The sequence below is a fragment of the Alkalibacterium thalassium genome, from assembly GCF_900101165.1.
In the GTDB taxonomy this organism is placed as follows: domain Bacteria; phylum Bacillota; class Bacilli; order Lactobacillales; family Carnobacteriaceae_A; genus Alkalibacterium; species Alkalibacterium indicireducens.
This window is the reverse complement of sequence record NZ_FNFK01000045.1, coordinates 1-16,832: the sequence shown is the minus strand read 5'-3', so window position 1 is coordinate 16,832 and position 16,832 is coordinate 1. Positions and strand designations below refer to the sequence as shown.

19 protein-coding genes and 1 pseudogene are annotated in these 16,832 nt (G+C 42.5%); 5 read left to right on the top strand and 15 right to left on the bottom strand.

From position 1 onward, the window contains the following. The first annotated feature begins 114 nt into the window (after window positions 1-114). Complete coding sequence (locus BLR76_RS11850; protein WP_170068874.1) at window positions 115-252, top strand: ribbon-helix-helix domain-containing protein; 138 nt, start codon at window positions 115-117, stop codon at window positions 250-252. Window positions 253-346: 94 nt separating this feature from the next. Here BLR76_RS11850 and BLR76_RS08805 read toward each other — a convergent pair whose 3' ends face one another. From BLR76_RS08805 to BLR76_RS08770, 8 genes are all read right to left on the bottom strand, one after another. Next, window positions 347-1,081 (bottom strand): ribonuclease HII, encoded by a 735-nt coding sequence (locus BLR76_RS08805; protein WP_091268170.1) that lies wholly within the window; start codon window positions 1,079-1,081, stop codon window positions 347-349. 13 nt (window positions 1,082-1,094) lie between these two features. Then, window positions 1,095-1,958: a ribosome biogenesis GTPase YlqF gene (gene ylqF / locus BLR76_RS08800; RefSeq protein WP_091268163.1), complete on the bottom strand. Its 864-nt coding sequence runs from the start codon at window positions 1,956-1,958 to the stop codon at window positions 1,095-1,097. A 27-nt stretch (window positions 1,959-1,985) separates the two neighbouring features. Continuing rightward, window positions 1,986-2,615, bottom strand: a complete 630-nt coding sequence (lepB, locus tag BLR76_RS08795) for a signal peptidase I (protein ID WP_245683072.1) — start codon at window positions 2,613-2,615, stop codon at window positions 1,986-1,988. A gap of 115 nt (window positions 2,616-2,730) precedes the next feature. Then, window positions 2,731-4,227 (bottom strand): S41 family peptidase, encoded by a 1,497-nt coding sequence (locus BLR76_RS08790; RefSeq protein ID WP_091268157.1) that lies wholly within the window; start codon window positions 4,225-4,227, stop codon window positions 2,731-2,733. A gap of 22 nt (window positions 4,228-4,249) precedes the next feature. Next, window positions 4,250-4,972 (bottom strand): purine-nucleoside phosphorylase, encoded by a 723-nt coding sequence (gene deoD / locus BLR76_RS08785; protein ID WP_091268154.1) that lies wholly within the window; start codon window positions 4,970-4,972, stop codon window positions 4,250-4,252. Between the two features lie 30 nt (window positions 4,973-5,002). Further along, window positions 5,003-5,224 carry a YozE family protein gene (locus BLR76_RS08780; RefSeq protein ID WP_091268151.1) on the bottom strand — a complete coding sequence of 74 codons (222 nt, stop codon included), beginning with the start codon at window positions 5,222-5,224 and terminating at the stop codon, window positions 5,003-5,005. Next, the gene (gene msrA, locus BLR76_RS08775) at window positions 5,221-5,742 is read right to left on the bottom strand and encodes a peptide-methionine (S)-S-oxide reductase MsrA (RefSeq protein WP_091268148.1); all 522 of its coding nucleotides are present in this window, start codon (window positions 5,740-5,742) and stop codon (window positions 5,221-5,223) included. Before msrA ends, BLR76_RS08780 begins: the two co-directional genes overlap by 4 nt. A gap of 45 nt (window positions 5,743-5,787) precedes the next feature. After that, window positions 5,788-6,411: a YpmS family protein gene (locus tag BLR76_RS08770; RefSeq protein ID WP_091268145.1), complete on the bottom strand. Its 624-nt coding sequence runs from the start codon at window positions 6,409-6,411 to the stop codon at window positions 5,788-5,790. Window positions 6,412-6,575: 164 nt separating this feature from the next. On the opposite strand from BLR76_RS08770, the gene trhA reads away from it, so the two are divergent. After that, the gene (trhA, locus tag BLR76_RS08765; RefSeq protein WP_091268142.1) at window positions 6,576-7,232 is read left to right on the top strand and encodes a PAQR family membrane homeostasis protein TrhA; all 657 of its coding nucleotides are present in this window, start codon (window positions 6,576-6,578) and stop codon (window positions 7,230-7,232) included. Window positions 7,233-7,363: 131 nt separating this feature from the next. Here the strand turns inward: trhA and BLR76_RS08760 are convergent, their stop codons facing one another. The 3 genes from BLR76_RS08760 to BLR76_RS08750 all read right to left on the bottom strand — a co-directional run bounded on the left by BLR76_RS08760 (window position 7,364) and on the right by BLR76_RS08750 (window position 10,760). Further along, the gene (locus BLR76_RS08760; protein WP_091268140.1) at window positions 7,364-7,855 is read right to left on the bottom strand and encodes a dihydrofolate reductase; all 492 of its coding nucleotides are present in this window, start codon (window positions 7,853-7,855) and stop codon (window positions 7,364-7,366) included. A gap of 63 nt (window positions 7,856-7,918) precedes the next feature. Continuing rightward, entirely contained in the window at window positions 7,919-8,863 is a 945-nt protein-coding gene (locus BLR76_RS08755; protein WP_091268137.1) for a thymidylate synthase, read from the bottom strand. Between the two features lie 13 nt (window positions 8,864-8,876). Beyond that, window positions 8,877-10,760, bottom strand: a complete 1,884-nt coding sequence (locus BLR76_RS08750) for an ABC-F family ATP-binding cassette domain-containing protein (protein WP_091268136.1) — start codon at window positions 10,758-10,760, stop codon at window positions 8,877-8,879. 173 nt (window positions 10,761-10,933) lie between these two features. On the opposite strand from BLR76_RS08750, the gene BLR76_RS08745 reads away from it, so the two are divergent. Both BLR76_RS08745 and BLR76_RS08740 read left to right on the top strand, forming a co-directional pair. Next, the gene (locus BLR76_RS08745; RefSeq protein WP_091268131.1) at window positions 10,934-11,143 is read left to right on the top strand and encodes a cold-shock protein; all 210 of its coding nucleotides are present in this window, start codon (window positions 10,934-10,936) and stop codon (window positions 11,141-11,143) included. Between the two features lie 103 nt (window positions 11,144-11,246). Beyond that, a complete protein-coding gene (locus tag BLR76_RS08740) occupies window positions 11,247-11,657 on the top strand; it encodes a ribonuclease HI family protein (protein ID WP_176759671.1) in 411 nt (136 codons plus the stop codon). A gap of 56 nt (window positions 11,658-11,713) precedes the next feature. On the opposite strand, the gene BLR76_RS08735 is transcribed toward BLR76_RS08740, so the two are convergent. The 4 genes from BLR76_RS08735 to BLR76_RS08720 all read right to left on the bottom strand — a co-directional run bounded on the left by BLR76_RS08735 (window position 11,714) and on the right by BLR76_RS08720 (window position 15,550). Then, window positions 11,714-13,222, bottom strand: a complete 1,509-nt coding sequence (locus BLR76_RS08735; protein WP_091268125.1) for a DUF1846 domain-containing protein — start codon at window positions 13,220-13,222, stop codon at window positions 11,714-11,716. Window positions 13,223-13,314: 92 nt separating this feature from the next. Beyond that, entirely contained in the window at window positions 13,315-13,542 is a 228-nt protein-coding gene (locus BLR76_RS08730; protein ID WP_143009223.1) for a hypothetical protein, read from the bottom strand. A gap of 292 nt (window positions 13,543-13,834) precedes the next feature. Then, the gene (locus BLR76_RS08725; protein WP_176759670.1) at window positions 13,835-14,599 is read right to left on the bottom strand and encodes a mechanosensitive ion channel family protein; all 765 of its coding nucleotides are present in this window, start codon (window positions 14,597-14,599) and stop codon (window positions 13,835-13,837) included. Between the two features lie 66 nt (window positions 14,600-14,665). After that, a complete protein-coding gene (locus BLR76_RS08720; RefSeq protein WP_091268119.1) occupies window positions 14,666-15,550 on the bottom strand; it encodes a bile acid:sodium symporter family protein in 885 nt (294 codons plus the stop codon). Window positions 15,551-16,522: 972 nt separating this feature from the next. Between BLR76_RS08720 and BLR76_RS08715 the strand changes: the two are divergent. Continuing rightward, window positions 16,523-16,832: pseudogene (locus BLR76_RS08715) on the top strand (IS4 family transposase); the annotation flags it as partial.

Below are 16,832 nucleotides of genomic sequence, written 5' to 3'. Positions count from 1 at the left end.
TCATTTGGGTAGAGCCGATACTTATAAGCTTTTAACATATTCTTCACCTCCTCTTACGCTTTGTTACTTGATTATACTGTAAAAATACCGTACAATCAAGTCGGAGGTGAGTATATGTCTGACAAAGAACGCGTAGAAATACGTATGCCAAAAGTTATTCTAGAAAAAGTAGACGCATACCAAAAAGAAAATGGACTGCCTACAAGAACGGCAGCTATCCTTGAACTAATAAGAAAAGGTCTTGAGAAATAACTTCAAGCTATCGCTTGACCGACATTCATCTCCCACTTTCACTGGTGCTTCGTACCCATACGTTTAGAAGTGGGAGACTTCTTTCGGAATTACGTTAAAAATAGGTACTGACGGGCTTGAATGAGCGCCTATGAATAGGCGTTGGCCCATATTTTTCAAGACCTTCCAAGTGCTGTTTAGTTCCGTATCCAGCATTCTTACCGAATCCGTAACCTGGATAAATTGTATCATAATCTGACATCAGCTCATCTCGAGTCACTTTTGCGATAATCGACGCCGCAGCAATCGAAATGCTTCTGGCATCTCCCTTTATGATCTTCTCCTGAGCAATAGGCAGATCGAGCTGCATTGCATCAATAAGCAGATGATCCGGCCTGATCGACAAGTCTGTGACAGCACGGGTCATCGATACACGGGTGGCCTGATAAATATTTAGACGATCGATGTCTTCTGCTGGAACAACCGAATAACTAATTGCCAGAGCCTGTTCTCTGATTTTACTTACCCAGTACTCTCTCTCCTTCAAACTAAGCTGCTTGGAATCATTGATTCCGATCAGCTCGGGTGACGGCGGGAGAATAACTGCGGCAGATACAACGGGTCCTGCCAGAGGGCCTCGACCTACTTCATCCACACCGGCAATATAAGAAGCACCCTGTTCATAGGCACGGTTTTCAAATGCCTGCATGGTCTCAAACTGAGTTAAAAGCTCTGCCTGTTTCGCTGCCTGGCGTTTCCAGCTTCTGACAGCCTGCTTCACACCAGCTCGCTCATCAGCTTCAAGTGCAGTCAGTGCTTCATCTGAAAGAGTCCTGCTGCTAGCCAGCATGTCCTTGATTTCTTTAATCGTTTGTTTTTTCTTTGATATCTGATGGTCGTTCAAAAGTAAACCGTCCTAACTGTCCGTTTCGTATTTCGTATATGACTGTTTTTGATGCCCGGTCATAATCATCTCGAAATCCACGTTTATGAGAGATTGTCATGAGCAGCTCCGGCATCGATTCACTCGTCTCAAGGTCTTCATCAAGCTTATACCGAGCAGCAAGAGCTCCTGGATAATTATCTCTCAGATATTCCATAGCATATATAGCAATATCATCCAGGTGAAGAAGCGTATCCTTGATTGCTCCTGTAACAGCCAGACGCTTGCCGACTTCCTGATCTTCGAACTTCGGCCAGAGAATACCTGGTGTATCAAGAAGTTCCAGTTCTTTTCCGTATTTGATCCACTGTTGTGCTTTAGTCACACCAGGCTTATTACCAGTTCTGGCAATATTCTTGCGTGCAAAGCGGTTGATGAGCGTCGATTTTCCTACATTTGGAATTCCTACACAGACTGCACGAATCGCTCGCATTTTCAGACCTTTCTGCTCACGTTTATCGAAGACAGGCTGCAGAACTTTCTTAGCTAGCTGCATCACTTCTTTTAGACCCTGGCCCTGCTGCGCGTTGATCGAAACGGCAGGGATACCCTGCGCATCATAGTATCTGATCCATTCAGCTGTTCGCTTAGGATCAGCCAGATCGCTCTTCATCAGGACCATAACGTGAGGCTTGTCTCCGATCATCTCTTTTATATCAGGGTTCTTGCTTGAATAAGGGATACGAGCATCGACGAGTTCGAAGACAATATCGACCATCTTCAGTTTTTCAGTAAATTCTCTTTTTGCTTTGGCCATATGGCCGGGGTACCACTGTATTACCACATTATCAATCCTCTTTCATACCATTGCTCAATCCAGACCACCGATGCGGTCGATCGGCCAGATCCGTAAACTTGTTTCTCCTATGACAGAATCGATATCGATAAAGCCAAAGGAGCGACTGTCCCTAGAGTTGACCCGATTATCTCCCATAACGAAGTACGATCCCTCAGGAACTCTTTCAACGCCTTCAACGACTTCAAGCGTCTGAAGGCTGAAGTCACTATTATAATAAGCCGCAACCTCATCACTTTCCTGTGATAAGTCAACATAAGCCTCCTCCACCGGTCTGCCGTTAAGATAAAGGACCTGATCCCGGTAGGAGATTTCATCTCCGGGAATACCGATCACACGTTTAATATATTGTTTATCCGGGTCTTCAGGAGCTGGAAAGACAACAATATCGAACCGGTCGATACTGGAGACTTTGTTGAGGAGAAGTCTGTCTTCATGCTCAAGTGTCGGATTCATAGAGTCCCCTTCTACACTTACCGGCGCGAACAGGAAGGTTCGAATTGCAACAAAGATTCCTGTAATGACGATAATATATAAGAATGTACTGACTAACTCCTGAGCAAAACTTTTCTTTTTGTAACTTTTTTTTCTGTTTCTGCCCGTATTATGCCGTTCGTTGCGAGGTTCAAATGATGTGTGGCTCACAGTCATCCCTGCTTTCTTTATTTTTTCACTCTGTAGCTCTATTCTACACTAAAAAAGATAGAGAAAGAAAATAAGGTGATTAACTTCCACACGTTACTTTCTTCCTCTATAGATTTTATTCATTATTTAATAAAAAGTCTACAGCTCTATCATATTGTGTGTCGTTCTCATTGATCAGTTCGCGAAGTGCCTCGATAAGAACACTAGCTGTCGTACCGGATACAACGCCGTCAGCATCCAGATCGTTTTCTTCCTGGAAAGATTTAACAGCAGCCTGAGTCTCAGTATCAAAGGAATTATCCACTTCCCCGATATCATAACCCAGTGCATCAAGAATGCCGTTGATGTTTTCGATTTCTTCAGAAACATCTCCCTCCTGATACGTTTCTTCAGGATTGATGATCAGGAAATTCTGATATTCAGGCATTTCCACTTCAATATCCGGCTGAATCGGTTCTTCAGTGACCCAGTCACCATCAGCTGTCAGCCAGCGGCCGGCAGTGAACTTCACTTCTCCATCGCTTGACAGAGGAAGGATGTTCTGAATCGTTCCTTTTCCAAAGGTAGGTGTTCCGATAAGAGGAATATCAGCAGACTGACTCATCGCTCCAGCTAGAATCTCTGAAGCACTGGCGCTTCCTCCATCTATGAGCAGAACGGCCTGCTGATCAAATTTAAAGTCACCGTATTCTCCCGAATCTGCCACGTAAATGAAGGGTTCTTCATCTCTTCCCTGAGACTGCATAATCGGGTCTCCATCTTCAACAAAGATATTAGAGATGCGAATAGCTGAGTTCAGCAGTCCACCTGGATTCCCGCGGACGTCGAATATGAACTGTTCCGCGCCCTTGTCCTCAAGCTCTTCAATCGCTTCGACCAGCTCTTCGTAGGTAGGTAAATTGAAATTGGTAATGTGCACATATCCAATGGTCGGATTGTCTTCGTCCAGTTCGTACCGGACTGACTCAACAGGGATCGAACCTCTCGTCAGTGTGATGTTGAACATGTTGTCTCCCCGTAAAATGAGAAGCTCGACATCAGACCCCTGTGGCCCTCTTATAAGAGAGACAGCTTCATTGATATTTAAATCTGCGACCGACTCATTATCGACCTCAACAATATAGTCATTAGGCATTAAGCCTGCTTCTTCAGCAGGGGAACCGGCAATCGGGGAGACGATACGCACGTATTCGCCTTCCTTCATGACTTCAGCTCCAATTCCTTCAAAGGAGCCTTGAATATCCTCATCCATCGAAGTCGCTTCTACTTCGTCAATATATTCTGTATATGGATCACCTACAGCATCAGCCATGCCTTCCAGTGCGCCTTCTATCAACGTCTGTGAGTCTATTTCTTCAAGATGCTGAGTCATAAGTATAGAATACATTTCCTCGATAGGCTGAAAATCTACCAGCTGTGTAGTCTCTTCATCAGTAAAATCAAGTACCGTTTCAGTTTCTGAATGATCGCTTTCCTCAGCTGCATCTCCGAAATAGCTCAGCCCAAGAGCAGTACCTGCTATAGCAACAACGAGTACGATTAAAAGTGATCCGATATATAAAGATAAACTGACTTTTCTGGTCTCTTTTTGTGAATCAGGTTCATGTTGCATGAGAGTCCCCTTTTCTTATAACTTAGTTAGCTTGTGCTTCCATTCTTAAAGCAGCCTCTAGTGCAATAATCATCATGTCGTTAAAGGTTGTCTGTCTTTCTTCTGCAGTTGTTTCTTCACCTGTCAGCAAGTGATCACTGATAGTCAACAGCGCAAGTGCTCTCTTATTATACTTGGCTGCCAATGAATATAGGCCGGCTGCTTCCATTTCAACTGCCAGCACACCATAGTCAGCAAGCTTCTGCTTGTCCAGTTCAGCATTATAGAAACGGTCAGCACTCAACACATTACCGACACGGATACTCATGTTTTTATCCATTCCGATGTCGTAGGCGTGTTTAAGCAGATCGAAATCTGCAATCGGTGCAAAATCGACCTGATTATTGAAGATCTGACGGTGCAGACTAGAATCTGTAGTCGCTGCTTGTGCGAGTACGACGTCACGGATCTTGATTTCTTTTTTCATCCCGCCAGCTGACCCGACACGAATCAGATTCTCCACGCCGTATTCCTGAATCAATTCTTCACCGTAAATCATAACGGAAGGGATGCCCATACCGGTTCCCTGAACAGATATCTCCTGGCCTTTGTAGTTTCCAGTATACCCAAACGCATTTCTGACGGTATTATACTGCTTAACATCTTCCAGGAATGTTTCCGCGATATATTTAGCACGAAGCGGATCCCCCGGCATTAAAACTGTTTTAGCAATATCTCCCTGTTTTGCTTCAATATGTGTACTCATAATAAATTCTCCTTCGACTGTTATAGTTTCCTATCTGTTTGTTTCTCTATATTCCTGAAATACTTCATCGAATAAGGTCATTGACTCCACGTAGTCTGCATTCAACTCAAGGTAGTCTGACAGCTCGTCATAATCCTCAGATTGCTTGGGAAATGTACCATCTATGGAAACGGCATTGGCGAACAGCGTGACGTCATCTTTTTTGTAAGGATCTGCCAGCGTTTTGACAAAATGATAAAATGAGCGTCTCATTCAATGCCCACCTGTTTTCTGTCGTTGACCCATTCCTGGCGCTGTCTTTTTTCTTCTGCATATAACCTTGGATTCTTTTTGTAAAACTGCTGATGCTCATCTTCCGCCCGATAAAACGTCTGTGCCTGTTCAATATCAGTCACAATAGGGTCTTTATACTTTCCGCTATTTTCCAGACGTCTTTTTGAGTCCCGTGCAGCTTTTTCCTGCGCTTCATTATAATAGAAGATAACCGGTCGGTAACTGTCCCCGCGGTCCATGAACTGACCCATAGCATCGGTAGGATCAGTCTGCTGCCAGTACATCTCCAGCAGATCATCAAACGTTAAACGAGTTTCATCATACTCGATCAGTACAGCTTCAGTGTGCCCTGTCTTCTGACTTTTCACTTCTTCATAAGTTGGATTTTCGACATGGCCGCCAGTATATCCGGACTCTACATTCAGTATGCCTTCCATTTCTTCAAAAGGCTGGACCATGCACCAGAAACATCCTCCGGCAAATAAAGCTTTTTCCATCGTATTCAATCCCTTCAAACGTCTTGATAAATGATTATCAGTATATCATCTTACAGCCTCTTCAGGCAAAATAATATTTAATCTAATATCATCTTCCTGCAGATCGATACGCTGCATAGCAAACTGAACGTCATTTTCAAGTTGGAACTCATTCAATGCTACCAGAATCATCTGCTGCTCGCTGTCTACTCTGATCCAATGAGGAAGATCAAGCTGCTGACTCAGAACACTCATTGCGATCCCAATAGGTAAATCGAATGACCCTAACTGTATTGATGTTGCTCTAAGCTGTAAATTGCCGTCATCAACAACATAAGGGTCCATTCTCAGCAGAAAGTCTACATCGAAACCGAAGACCTGGAGGGCCCCGCTCAACTGGACATCCTCATCGATCATTACATTATACCCGGTAAACTGTTCATCCAGCTCTTCTTCCAGATAAAGATTGATGACCCGATTAAGCTGATTTTTATCTGTAACAACTTCGAAGCTCAAACTGTCTTCGATTACTGTCACGTCTCCAGCTTGTTCTCCTGTATAGTCTGAATTGGACGGTTGCAGACGAACAATAACCCAAATGCTTAATGAGATGATGATACCCAGCAGAATGAGGAAGGCCCACATCCATCCGTTTGTTCCTCTATTTCTATTTCCACGTGATTCTGCCACTTGCTATCTCCTTTCGAGCGTTTTAATTTCAGTCGTGTTATTTCATTTAACTGGATGCTGTATATATGTTATAATTCTGACTACAAGATAGGAGTAGTCTTTCTAAAGTAGTATACCAAATTTTTGATTGGTCGTACAGAATGTGAGAGACAAAGGAGGCGTCTATGTCAAATTTTACAGATCATCCAGTATTTTCAAAAAAGTATCTGGTATTTAATGAAGTACTGAACGCAATTACTCATGGAATAGGAGTAGTTTTGAGTATTGTCGGTCTAGTGTTTCTTGTTCAGAAAGGGCTGGAATATGGCGGTGCTGTTGAAGTGACATCCTATACCGTTTACGGATCTACACTGATCCTGCTGTACTTGTCCAGTACGCTTTATCACAGTCTTACGTTTACTCGAGCAAGAAAAGTCTTTCGAGTGATCGATCACTGCAGTATTTTTCTACTTATTGCGGGCACATACACCCCTTATACTCTGATCACAATTGGAGGAAGGCTTGGAGCAATACTTACATCAGTCATCTGGCTGATTGCCTTGCTGGGTGTTGTATACAAAACGGTCTGGTTCAAAAAATTCCAAGGGCTTTCAGTCTGGTTGTATATTGCAATGGGTTGGATCTCTTTATTTTTCCTCAACTACTTGTACCAGGGACTTGGCACTAGAGGATTCATCTGGTTAATGGCTGGAGGAGTTTCCTTTACAGTCGGTGCACTGTTCTACAGACTGAAACATGTTAAATATATGCATGTTGTCTGGCATCTGTTCGTACTGACAGGAACTGTATGCATGTTCTTTTCAATTTATCTTTACACGTAGTCTAAGTTATACCTTATTCTGCATCTATAAATGCAGTTGTTTTTAAAGACAAATGATTATAAAGAAAAAGTCACACCCTACTTATCGGCGTGTGACTTTTCTTTATATCCAATCTATTCTCGCAGCAGGAATCAGTCTTTTATCCGTTCAAAAATCTGAAAGGTATGTGGATGACGGTTCTTCTCATCTACAGTTCCTTCTACCTCTTCAATCAGCTTAAACTTACTGTAATCAATTTCGGGAATGTAAGTATCGCCCTCAAATGACTCGTGGATCACTGTCCGGTAAAGTTTGTCGACTTCTCCTACGAAGGCCTCAAAAAGTGACACGCCCCCGATTATATGGAGAGGCTTGTCAGTCGCAGCCACATCCAGCAGCTCTTCCTTGGAATGGGTGACAATCACGCCTTCCATATGAAAATCTGTATTACGTGTCATCACATAATTGATTCGGTTTTTTAATGGAGGATTAGGGATACTGTCGAGAGTTTTACGACCCATAGCAACATTACCAGTTAATGTGACCTTCTTAAAGAAGGCCATATCTGCCGGCAATGACCAAGGAAGCTGTCCATCCTTCCCTATCAACCCGTTTTCATCTTCTGCCCATACAAATGTTATCATGTCAGTCCTCCTGTTATATGTTGTGCTATGCAATAAAATAGTTGCATATAGCAACTTTCGCTCTTATACCGCTATAGGTGCTTTAATTGATTTATGTGGATGGTAGTCTTTCACTTTAATATCATCCATTTCAAAATCAAAGATACTTTTCTCTTTGTTAAGTTCCAGAGTCGGGAAATCTCTAATTTCTCTGGATAACTGCTCATTAATCTGATCCATATGATTCAGATATAAATGTGCGTCGCCTAATGTGTGTACAAAATCTCCGACTTCCAGGCCTGTTTCCTGAGCGATGAGGTGAGTAAGTAGTGCATAGCTGGCAATATTGAATGGTACACCTAAAAAGACATCTCCACTTCTCTGATAGAGCTGACAGCTCAGTTTGTTATCCTGAACGTAAAACTGGAAAAGTGTGTGGCAAGGAGGCAGAGCCATCGTTGGGACTTCCTCAGGATTCCACGCTGACACTATGTGTCTTCTTGAATTAGGATTAGTTTTAATAGACTCAATCACTTCTTTGATCTGATCAATAAACCCGCCATCGGCTGTTTTCCACGCCCGCCATTGAGCACCGTAAACATTCCCTAATGACCCGTACTTTTCTGCAAAAGAATCATCCGTCAGGACTTTTTCTCTGAACTGTGCCATTTCATTATCATATTGTACTTTAAACTCCGGATCCTTCTGACTCCTGATACCGAAGTCAGTCATGTCTGGACCATTATAATCTTCACTTTTAACAAAGCGTTCGAAAGCCCATTCGTCCCAGATATGATTGTTGTTTTCCAAAAGAAACCGGATGTTTGTATCGCCTTTTAAGAACCATAGCAGTTCACTTTTTATCAGCTTGAAGAACACGCGCTTTGTTGTCAGAAGTGGAAACCCTTTTTGAAGGTCGAATCTCATCTGGTGTCCAAAAACTGAACGTGTTCCTGTACCTGTTCTGTCATCCCTTACTGATCCTTCGTTTATAATTCTCTTAGCTAAATCAAGGTATTCCTGTTCCACTTTACTCTCTCCTCTATACGTATTGTGCGAGATATTCCCATCGTTCATATTTTTCAGCAAGCTGTTCACTTAATTCAGTCTGCTTATCAGTTAATTCACTCAGCTTGACGTGATCTGATACCACATGACCAATTTCTCCCTGAATGGCTTCAAGTTCCATTTCCAGCTGCTCAATGTCACTTTCTATGGACTCCCACTCTTTTTTCTCCATGTAAGTCAGTGACGTCTTTTCTTTCGGTTCTTTTCTCTTTTCAGGTGCAGTTTTGTTCTTAATGACTGTGGGCTTTTCTTCCTTTATTTCTCTTGTCTGTTCCAGGTACTCAGTTAATGTGGCGTAACTTTCTTCGATTCTTCCATTGCCGTTAAAAATCAGCAGCTTACTGGCAATTTTATCAATAAAGTACCGGTCATGGGAAACGGCAATCACAGCACCGGAGAACTGACTGATGTACTCTTCTAGAATAGTCAGCGTCTGAACATCCAGATCATTTGTCGGCTCATCCAGAATCAGGACATTCGGCTGCTGCATTAGTATTTTGAGCAGATATAAGCGTCGCTTCTCCCCACCTGACAGTTTATTGATAGGCGAGCCGTGCATTGAACGGTCAAAAAGAAATCTTTCAAGTAGTTGAGACACACTCACACTGGTTCCGTCAGCGAGCTTTACTTCCTCGGCAATTTCTCTCAAATAAGTGATCACCCGTTTGTCTTCGTCAAATGCTTCATTTAACTGCCTGTAGTACCCTATTTTAACTGTATCTCCAATTATAAGTTCTCCTGAATCCAGTTCTGTTTCCTGTGCGAGAATATTCAAAAAGGTTGTTTTACCCGCGCCATTTACACCAGTGATTCCTATCCTATCTGTCTGCTGTACAAGCAAGTTGAACTGATCCAGAATCGTTAAATCACCCATACGTTTAGACGCGTTCTCAAGTTCCAGCACCTTTTTTCCTAATCTGGAACCTGATAAATTCAGTTCAAGGTCAGATTTAGTGACCTGATTTTTGACTTGTTTTTCAATACCAGCAAACCGTTCTTTTCTGGCTTCCTGCTTGGTCCCTCGAGCCCGTACACCTGCGCGCATCCAGGCCAGTTCCTGTTTATACAGCTGTTTCTGTTTGTGAGCCATCTTGGCTTCAGTTTCTTCCCGCTCAGCTTTTAACTGCACGTACTGCTGGTAATTTCCCGGGTAAGACTGTATCTTTCCGTTCTCAAGCTCAAGTATCTCGTTGGAAACCCGGTCAAGAAAGTACCGGTCATGGGTAACCATCAGTAAGGCCCCTCTATAACCCGCAAGGTAATCCTCGAGCCATTTGATCATCTGAAAATCGAGATGGTTCGTTGGCTCATCAAGAATCAGCAGATCCGGTTCCTGAATAAGAACTTGAGCTAGGGCTGCTCTTTTTTTCTGTCCACCTGACAAAGTACTGACTTTTTTTGAACTGTCTGACAGCCCTAACTGGTTAAGAATTGATTTAGCTCTGGAGCTGACTGTCCAGGCATCTTCCTGATTCATCCGTTTTTCAGCTTCTGTGAATGCCTGCTGTATCTTAGGATTCGTCGGATCATCTGAAAGTTTCTGAAGGACTTCTTCATAATGTCTTGCTGCCTGAACTGCCGGAGAATCACCATCAAAAACTGTATCAAACAAAGTCTTCTCTTCATCCAGTTCCGATTTTTGACTGAGGTAGCCGATCTCATACTCCCCTGGTTTAGAAATAAGTCCCTTATCAGGCGTTAATTCCCCAGCTACTATCCTAAGCAGACTTGTCTTTCCGGTCCCGTTGACTCCGATGAGCCCCACCCTCTGTGCTTCTCGGATAGAAAATGACAGGTCGTCAAATAACGTTTTAATTCCATAAGAATGTGTCAGCTGTTCTATTTTCCACTCTTTCATTGCATATCTCCTCACCTTTTCTCCTAATCATTCTAGCATATTTTACAGGTCAAAACAGCATGGATTAACGAGGATACCGGTGACTCCCTTGTAGCAATGATTGACTAGGTTTACCGTATCCTTTATACTGAGGGATATAACCGACTATAATGAGTAATCATAGGGGGAAAACGATGACTACAGGTACTGTTAAATGGTTTAACAATCAAAAAGGCTACGGGTTTATTCAATTTGGTGATGAGGAAGAAGTGTTCGTTCACTTCACAGGCATCACAATGGAAGGGTACAAAGCTCTTAATGAAGGCCAGACAGTCGAGTTCGATATCGTTGAAGGGTCACGCGGTCCTCAAGCTACAAATGTTACAGTCGTGGAAGCTGAATAATATATTTTACTTATAGATAGAAATGAGGATCAGTTGCACAGAGGAACTGGTCTTTTTTTTCTACGTCTTTTTTAAACAAATAATAATTAAGGAGAATCCAGATATGCTTAAAATTTACAGTGATGCGGCTGTATCTCAGAAAAACCAACGTGCTGGCGCTGGCCTGGTAGTGGCTGGGGACGGTCTGCATGAACAGCTTAACGCCCCTCTCGAAAACTGTCTGGACAATCACTTGGCAGAATTAAAAGCTTTCTACCTGGCAGTCAAGTGGGTTCATGATCATGACCGCACCCAGGAGTGGACTATATTACACACAGACAGTCAGCTTGTCGCCCAGTCGATCCGAAAGAATCATATGAAGAATCCCGTTTACGCTGAGATCTTCAATGATATACAGCAATTGTTGTCCCAGCTTAGTTTTTATGAAGTGAAATGGATCCCTGAAAAACAGAACAAAGGCGCGGACAATCTGGCTAAACAGGCTATCGCCAAGCAGCTTAAACAAAAAAGTTAAAAAAGTAGCTGCTCGTCGTCTATCTCAGTTGAGATAAGCCGACGGCAGCTTTTTTCTTAATTGTAATACAGATTGTCTGTGGGATAGACGGGATCATTCGTTATGTCTATTCCTAGCATTCTGATTGTCTGTTCATTTTCACTGTTCAGAATAACTGTTGAGTGCGCCTGAGCATCAGTCAACTTGTCAAGCTGCTTGTAAGCCAGATCTGCGGTCGGATTAGTTACCGCACTGATCGCCAGTGCAATAAGCAGCTCGTTGGCAGATAAGGTAGGTACCTTGCTTTTCAGATCATCTTTTTTCAATGTCTGAATCGTCTGCAGAATCATAGGAGCCAGCAAATCAATTTCATCAGAAATATTGGCCAGAGTCTTCAAGCTGTTGACGATTGCAGCCGCAGCTGCATCCATCAGACTGGTCGTGCGTCCAGTCACTACTTTACCATTAGGCAGTTCAATTGCAACGACTGCTTGAAGACTCGTGTCATCCAATCTGCTCTGTACCTTTTCTGCGTATTGTCTTGCAATCAAGACAGGTTTTCTATCTTCCTTCTTTAAATCCGTTTCTTCCAGGATCAGCTGCATGTGTCGCAGGGAATCTTCATCAGCCAGACCTTTTATATAGTCATTTTCAATAGAAAATGCGCGGCGGATGATTTCCTGTCTGGCCGCCTCACAGACTACTTCATCATTAATAATACCAGATTTAATCCGGTTTACACCCATATCTGTGGGAGACTGATAAACTGATGCTTTTCCGGATATTTTTTCAATAATCCGTCTAATAACTGGGAACATTTCCGTGTCTCTATTATAGTTGACCGCAACTTCACCATATGCTTCATAGTGATAGTTGTCCAGCATGTTAACATCTTTCAGGTCCACAGTAGCTGCTTCGTATGCCGTATTGACCGGATGTTTGAGCGGAAGGTTCCATACCGGAAACGTCTCGAATTTTGCATAGCTCGCTTCGTTTCCTCTAGCATATTCATGATAGAGCTGATTCAGACAGGTAGCCAGCTTTCCGCTTCCTGCTCCTGGAGCTGTAACGACGACTAGCGGTTTTGTAGTCTCAATGTAAGCATTTTTAGCAAAGCCGTTTTCTCCAACAATTGCTTCGACATTGGTAGGATAACCGTCAATGGCTCTATGCGTATGAACATTTATGCCATTGCGTTTAAGCTTGGTCATGAAGATATCAACGTTAGGCTGATTCTGGTATCGAGTAATCAGTACGCTGTTCACTGGAATGCCATATGCCCGGTACTCATCGATGAGTCTTAACACATCCCGGTCGTATGTAATCCCATAGTCCCCTCTCAACTTGTTTCTCTCAATGTCTCCTGCATACACACAGATGATAATTTCAGACTGATCTTTCAATGTTGCCAGCAGTTTCATCTTGGCATCTTCATCAAACCCAGGCAGCACACGTTTGGCATGCTTGTCTCCAATTAATTTCCCACCAAACTCAAGATACAATTTGTCACTGTTCTCAACTCTTTCAAGAATATAGGCAGACTGTTCCTTCAAATACTTTTCTGTGTCAAAACCAATTGTCTTCATTTCTTCCTCCTGTAACTTGTCCATTATCTGACTCATTATAGCATTAAACAGGAGGACATCTTAGAAATTTTATTAAATTCTTAAAAAGAAAATCACTCGACAAGTTTCAGGTTATCCATTCCCACTATTTTCTTGTTCAATACATCTATGACTGCATCCCTTTTAACCAATGTCTTCTTTTCCAGCAGCATTTCCAGAACAGTTTTTGCCCCATAATCCATTCCTCGAGCTCCTGCGATCAGGAGAATATCTCCTTTTCCAACGTGGTCCAGACTCATACATAGCGCATCTTCCAGTTCGTCGTAATACTCGACAGACACTCCAGCTTCTCCCATAACTTTCAGGAAAGCCCCAGCTCTTCATCGGATACCTCGTCCTTAGCTTTAACATGTGAACGGCTGGCCGTTAGAATCATATGAGCACACGGGAAGCCAGCAAGTACCTTTAATGCAAGGTTCTCGCCAAACGGAAGGATGATGAATAATGTTTGTCTTAATGCAAAGGGTAGTATGACACTGGAGGAATTGATCCCGTATTGATCGGACGAAAAAAGGAGACCCTTATTAGTTTAAGTATTTCCTTTATCATTTAATTTTCCATGTGAATATCCATTTAAGGGTAAGAAATTGAAATCCCTTCCTGGTCAAAGGATTTCTTAACTTCCTGCAGGACATCAAAGTATACCGTCCAGTAATCTTCGGATTTGACCCATACTCTCGCAACATATTCGACGGCACTGTCTCCATGTGCAGACAGGCGAATAAACGGTTCAGGATCAGACATGACCAACTCATGATTATTTAAAATACCTTCCAATACATTCAGCACATGCTGAGTATCTGTCTCGTATCCAACTCCGAAAGTGAAATCGACTCGTCGGGTGTCATGAACAGAATAATTGACGATTCCAGCATTTGACAGTGTCCCGTTAGGAATGTAGATCATTTTATTGTCCGGAGTAATCAGTTCGGTATAAAGAATCTGGATGGCTTTGACTGTTCCGCTGTATCCGGATCCTTCAATATAATCCCCTACCTTGAACGGTCGCATGGTCAGAAGTAGAACCCCTCCAGCCAGATTAGACAGAGCGCCTTGAAAAGCCAGACCAATCGCCAGACTTCCTGCACCTATAACAGCAACAAACGACGCTGTTGGTATGCCTAGAATACCGATTACAACAATAATAAGAAGAATCTTCATTACGACACTAAAAACAGACAGAATAAACGGCTTCAAACTCTCGTCCATTTTTGATTTCTCGACTTGTTTCGTCAGCAGTCTGTTAAAGACCTTAATCAGGCTCAGTCCAATGATTAAGGTAAGAATAGCCATAACTACAGGTACGGCTTTATCGATAAAAAATGTAATCCAATTCATTATTAATCTCCTTTGTACCGAATCCGTGGGTATCACGGCCGGCAAGTAATTTTTTTAATTGAAACCTTATCTAGTTTCAGCCTCTTTAAGTCTTGATTTTCCAATATATGTTGATAAGGCACTGAATAACACTGTACTGATCACCGTTGTCACAGCAATCGTAAGAAAAATGCCTGGATTAGAAAAGTTGTTTAAAACTACAGCAAATGCAACTGCACCGTTCCTCTGTCCCCCTGCAAACCCAGAAGTCAGCTGCATCGCACGGTCGGGATTTTTCATTTCAATCAAATACCCGATTACTGCTGATGCTAGTACAATAAGAATGCTTGATGTAATCACACCACTCCCGATGAGCTGAACCAATTCAGGTAGAAGCCCCAGCATCATGCCGTATACTGCTATATTCATCATGACCTTCTGTGTTTTCAACGTATAACGCTTAATATTCAATGTCAAGCCTTCAAAAAACAGTCGCATGAAAGACCCCGCCGATAAAGGAAGCAGGATACTCGCAATCAGACTTCCGATAAGGTCAAGAGAAGTGATTTCTACCCCTTCAATCATCCTCGGCAAAAGAATAGGTAAAATCAGAACTGTTGACAAGGTCAACAGGATCATTGTTGAAACAGCATAAGTGATCTTCTCGCCTGTTTCCTGCACAAATGCAATGACTGTCGAGGCACCTGCACATAAGAATAGAATAACAAACGCTGCAGAATAAACCGAATCTATTGGGATGATCCTGAGAAGCTGCCAGAGAATGAGGGGGAGAATGACATTGTTAAACACCACCAGCCTTAAGAAGAAGGCCCAGTTATCTTTAACTGTCTTGAGAATAGTTTTTGGGTGTTCACTTAATCCTGAATTGAATACCAGGAGTATAATGAAAATCGGCATGGTAAAATAACTGACATTGTATATCACATTTAAAACACCATTAATAACGTTCAATATAATCGTCTCCTTTAACGCACTAATATAAAGGATACAATCTATACTTACTTAAAGTCAACTTTTTTAGAAATGAAGCAGCGTTGCAGGTGCGTATTAAGGGTGATGATATCGGTGGCAAATCATCTAAGTTGTTTGGTCCCCTCTTTAGTAAGTGACAGGCTTAGAGGGTGGGAACAGGATAAAGGTTGATGAGGATAATGACTCACTCTGTCGGGAGCAGCCAACTGAGTTGTAATCGTGTCATCGAGTTGGTCGTAAGATGTCGCGAGTAGCCAACTGAGTTGTGATCGTGCCATTGAGTTGGTCGTAAGATGGTGGGAGCAGCCAACTGAGTTGTGATCGTGCCATTGAGTTGGTCGTAAGATGGTGGGAGCAGCCAAGTGAGTTGTAATCGTGTCATCGAGTTGGTCGAAAGATGTCGCGAGCAGCCAACTGAGTTGTGATCGTGTCATCGAGTTGGTCGAAAGATGTCGCGAGCAGCCAACTGAGTTGTGATCGTGTCATCGAGTTGGTCGAAAGATGGTGGGAGCAGCCAACTGAGTTGTAATCGTGTCATCGAGTTGGTCGTAAGATGGATCTTGGAACCAACTCGTGAGGCTTCAGAACGCTCAGTTGGTCGCAAGACAAGACCGTTCAATGCTCCCACAAAAAAAACAAAGAAAAACCGCATATAATCCCCAGACAGTCGTTCATTGTTTCCAATGCTTTTGTAGGTTGGGGTCCCCCAACCCTCCTTCTTGATTTAAATGATACTAGTTCATAGAATGGATACCTAATCGAGATACTTGGTTTCTTTGATACTTCCACCTTTTAGCGTCAGCAAAATACGATTACTCTCAGTAATAGTTGATACTTAAATAATACATCTCACTAGTGTTGCATTAAAAATTCAACTGTTTCATGACATAAAAAAGTCCTTTATAATGGGGTTGGATGACTTATCCAAGACCAAAACAAAGGACTTACAACATGGATAAGTATAAAACAAAAATGACCATAAATAAATGGTTTTCCTACATTTCTTTAGAAACATTAAGTGAATCGTCTCGACAGACTATCAGTCAGTTTAATCGCTATTCAAAAAAGTTAACATTTAAGAAAGTTCTGAAACTCTTTCTCTATGCGATTAATGATGAAACCGATAGCCTACGGCATTTGGATCAACAGTTGGTCAACCCAAACTTAAAAAAAGTGATTGATATTGAGTCCATCAGCTATTCTCAATTATCCCGTGCCCTGCGAAAGATGGAACCCTCTGTATTGATGGATATTTTTACGC

Coding starts and splice junctions, on each gene's coding strand:
- BLR76_RS11850 (WP_170068874.1), top strand. CDS start 115: ATGTCTGACAAAGAACGCGTAGAAATACGTATGCCAAAAGTTATTCTA.
- BLR76_RS08805 (WP_091268170.1), bottom strand. CDS start 1,081: ATGCTGGCTAGCAGCAGGACTCTTTCAGATGAAGCACTGACTGCACTT.
- BLR76_RS08790 (WP_091268157.1), bottom strand. CDS start 4,227: ATGCAACATGAACCTGATTCACAAAAAGAGACCAGAAAAGTCAGTTTA.
- deoD (WP_091268154.1), bottom strand. CDS start 4,972: ATGAGTACACATATTGAAGCAAAACAGGGAGATATTGCTAAAACAGTT.
- BLR76_RS08780 (WP_091268151.1), bottom strand. CDS start 5,224: ATGAGACGCTCATTTTATCATTTTGTCAAAACGCTGGCAGATCCTTAC.
- msrA (WP_091268148.1), bottom strand. CDS start 5,742: ATGGAAAAAGCTTTATTTGCCGGAGGATGTTTCTGGTGCATGGTCCAG.
- trhA (WP_091268142.1), top strand. CDS start 6,576: ATGTCAAATTTTACAGATCATCCAGTATTTTCAAAAAAGTATCTGGTA.
- BLR76_RS08760 (WP_091268140.1), bottom strand. CDS start 7,855: ATGATAACATTTGTATGGGCAGAAGATGAAAACGGGTTGATAGGGAAG.
- BLR76_RS08750 (WP_091268136.1), bottom strand. CDS start 10,760: ATGAAAGAGTGGAAAATAGAACAGCTGACACATTCTTATGGAATTAAA.
- BLR76_RS08745 (WP_091268131.1), top strand. CDS start 10,934: ATGACTACAGGTACTGTTAAATGGTTTAACAATCAAAAAGGCTACGGG.
- BLR76_RS08740 (WP_176759671.1), top strand. CDS start 11,247: ATGCTTAAAATTTACAGTGATGCGGCTGTATCTCAGAAAAACCAACGT.
- BLR76_RS08735 (WP_091268125.1), bottom strand. CDS start 13,222: ATGAAGACAATTGGTTTTGACACAGAAAAGTATTTGAAGGAACAGTCT.
- BLR76_RS08725 (WP_176759670.1), bottom strand. CDS start 14,599: ATGAATTGGATTACATTTTTTATCGATAAAGCCGTACCTGTAGTTATG.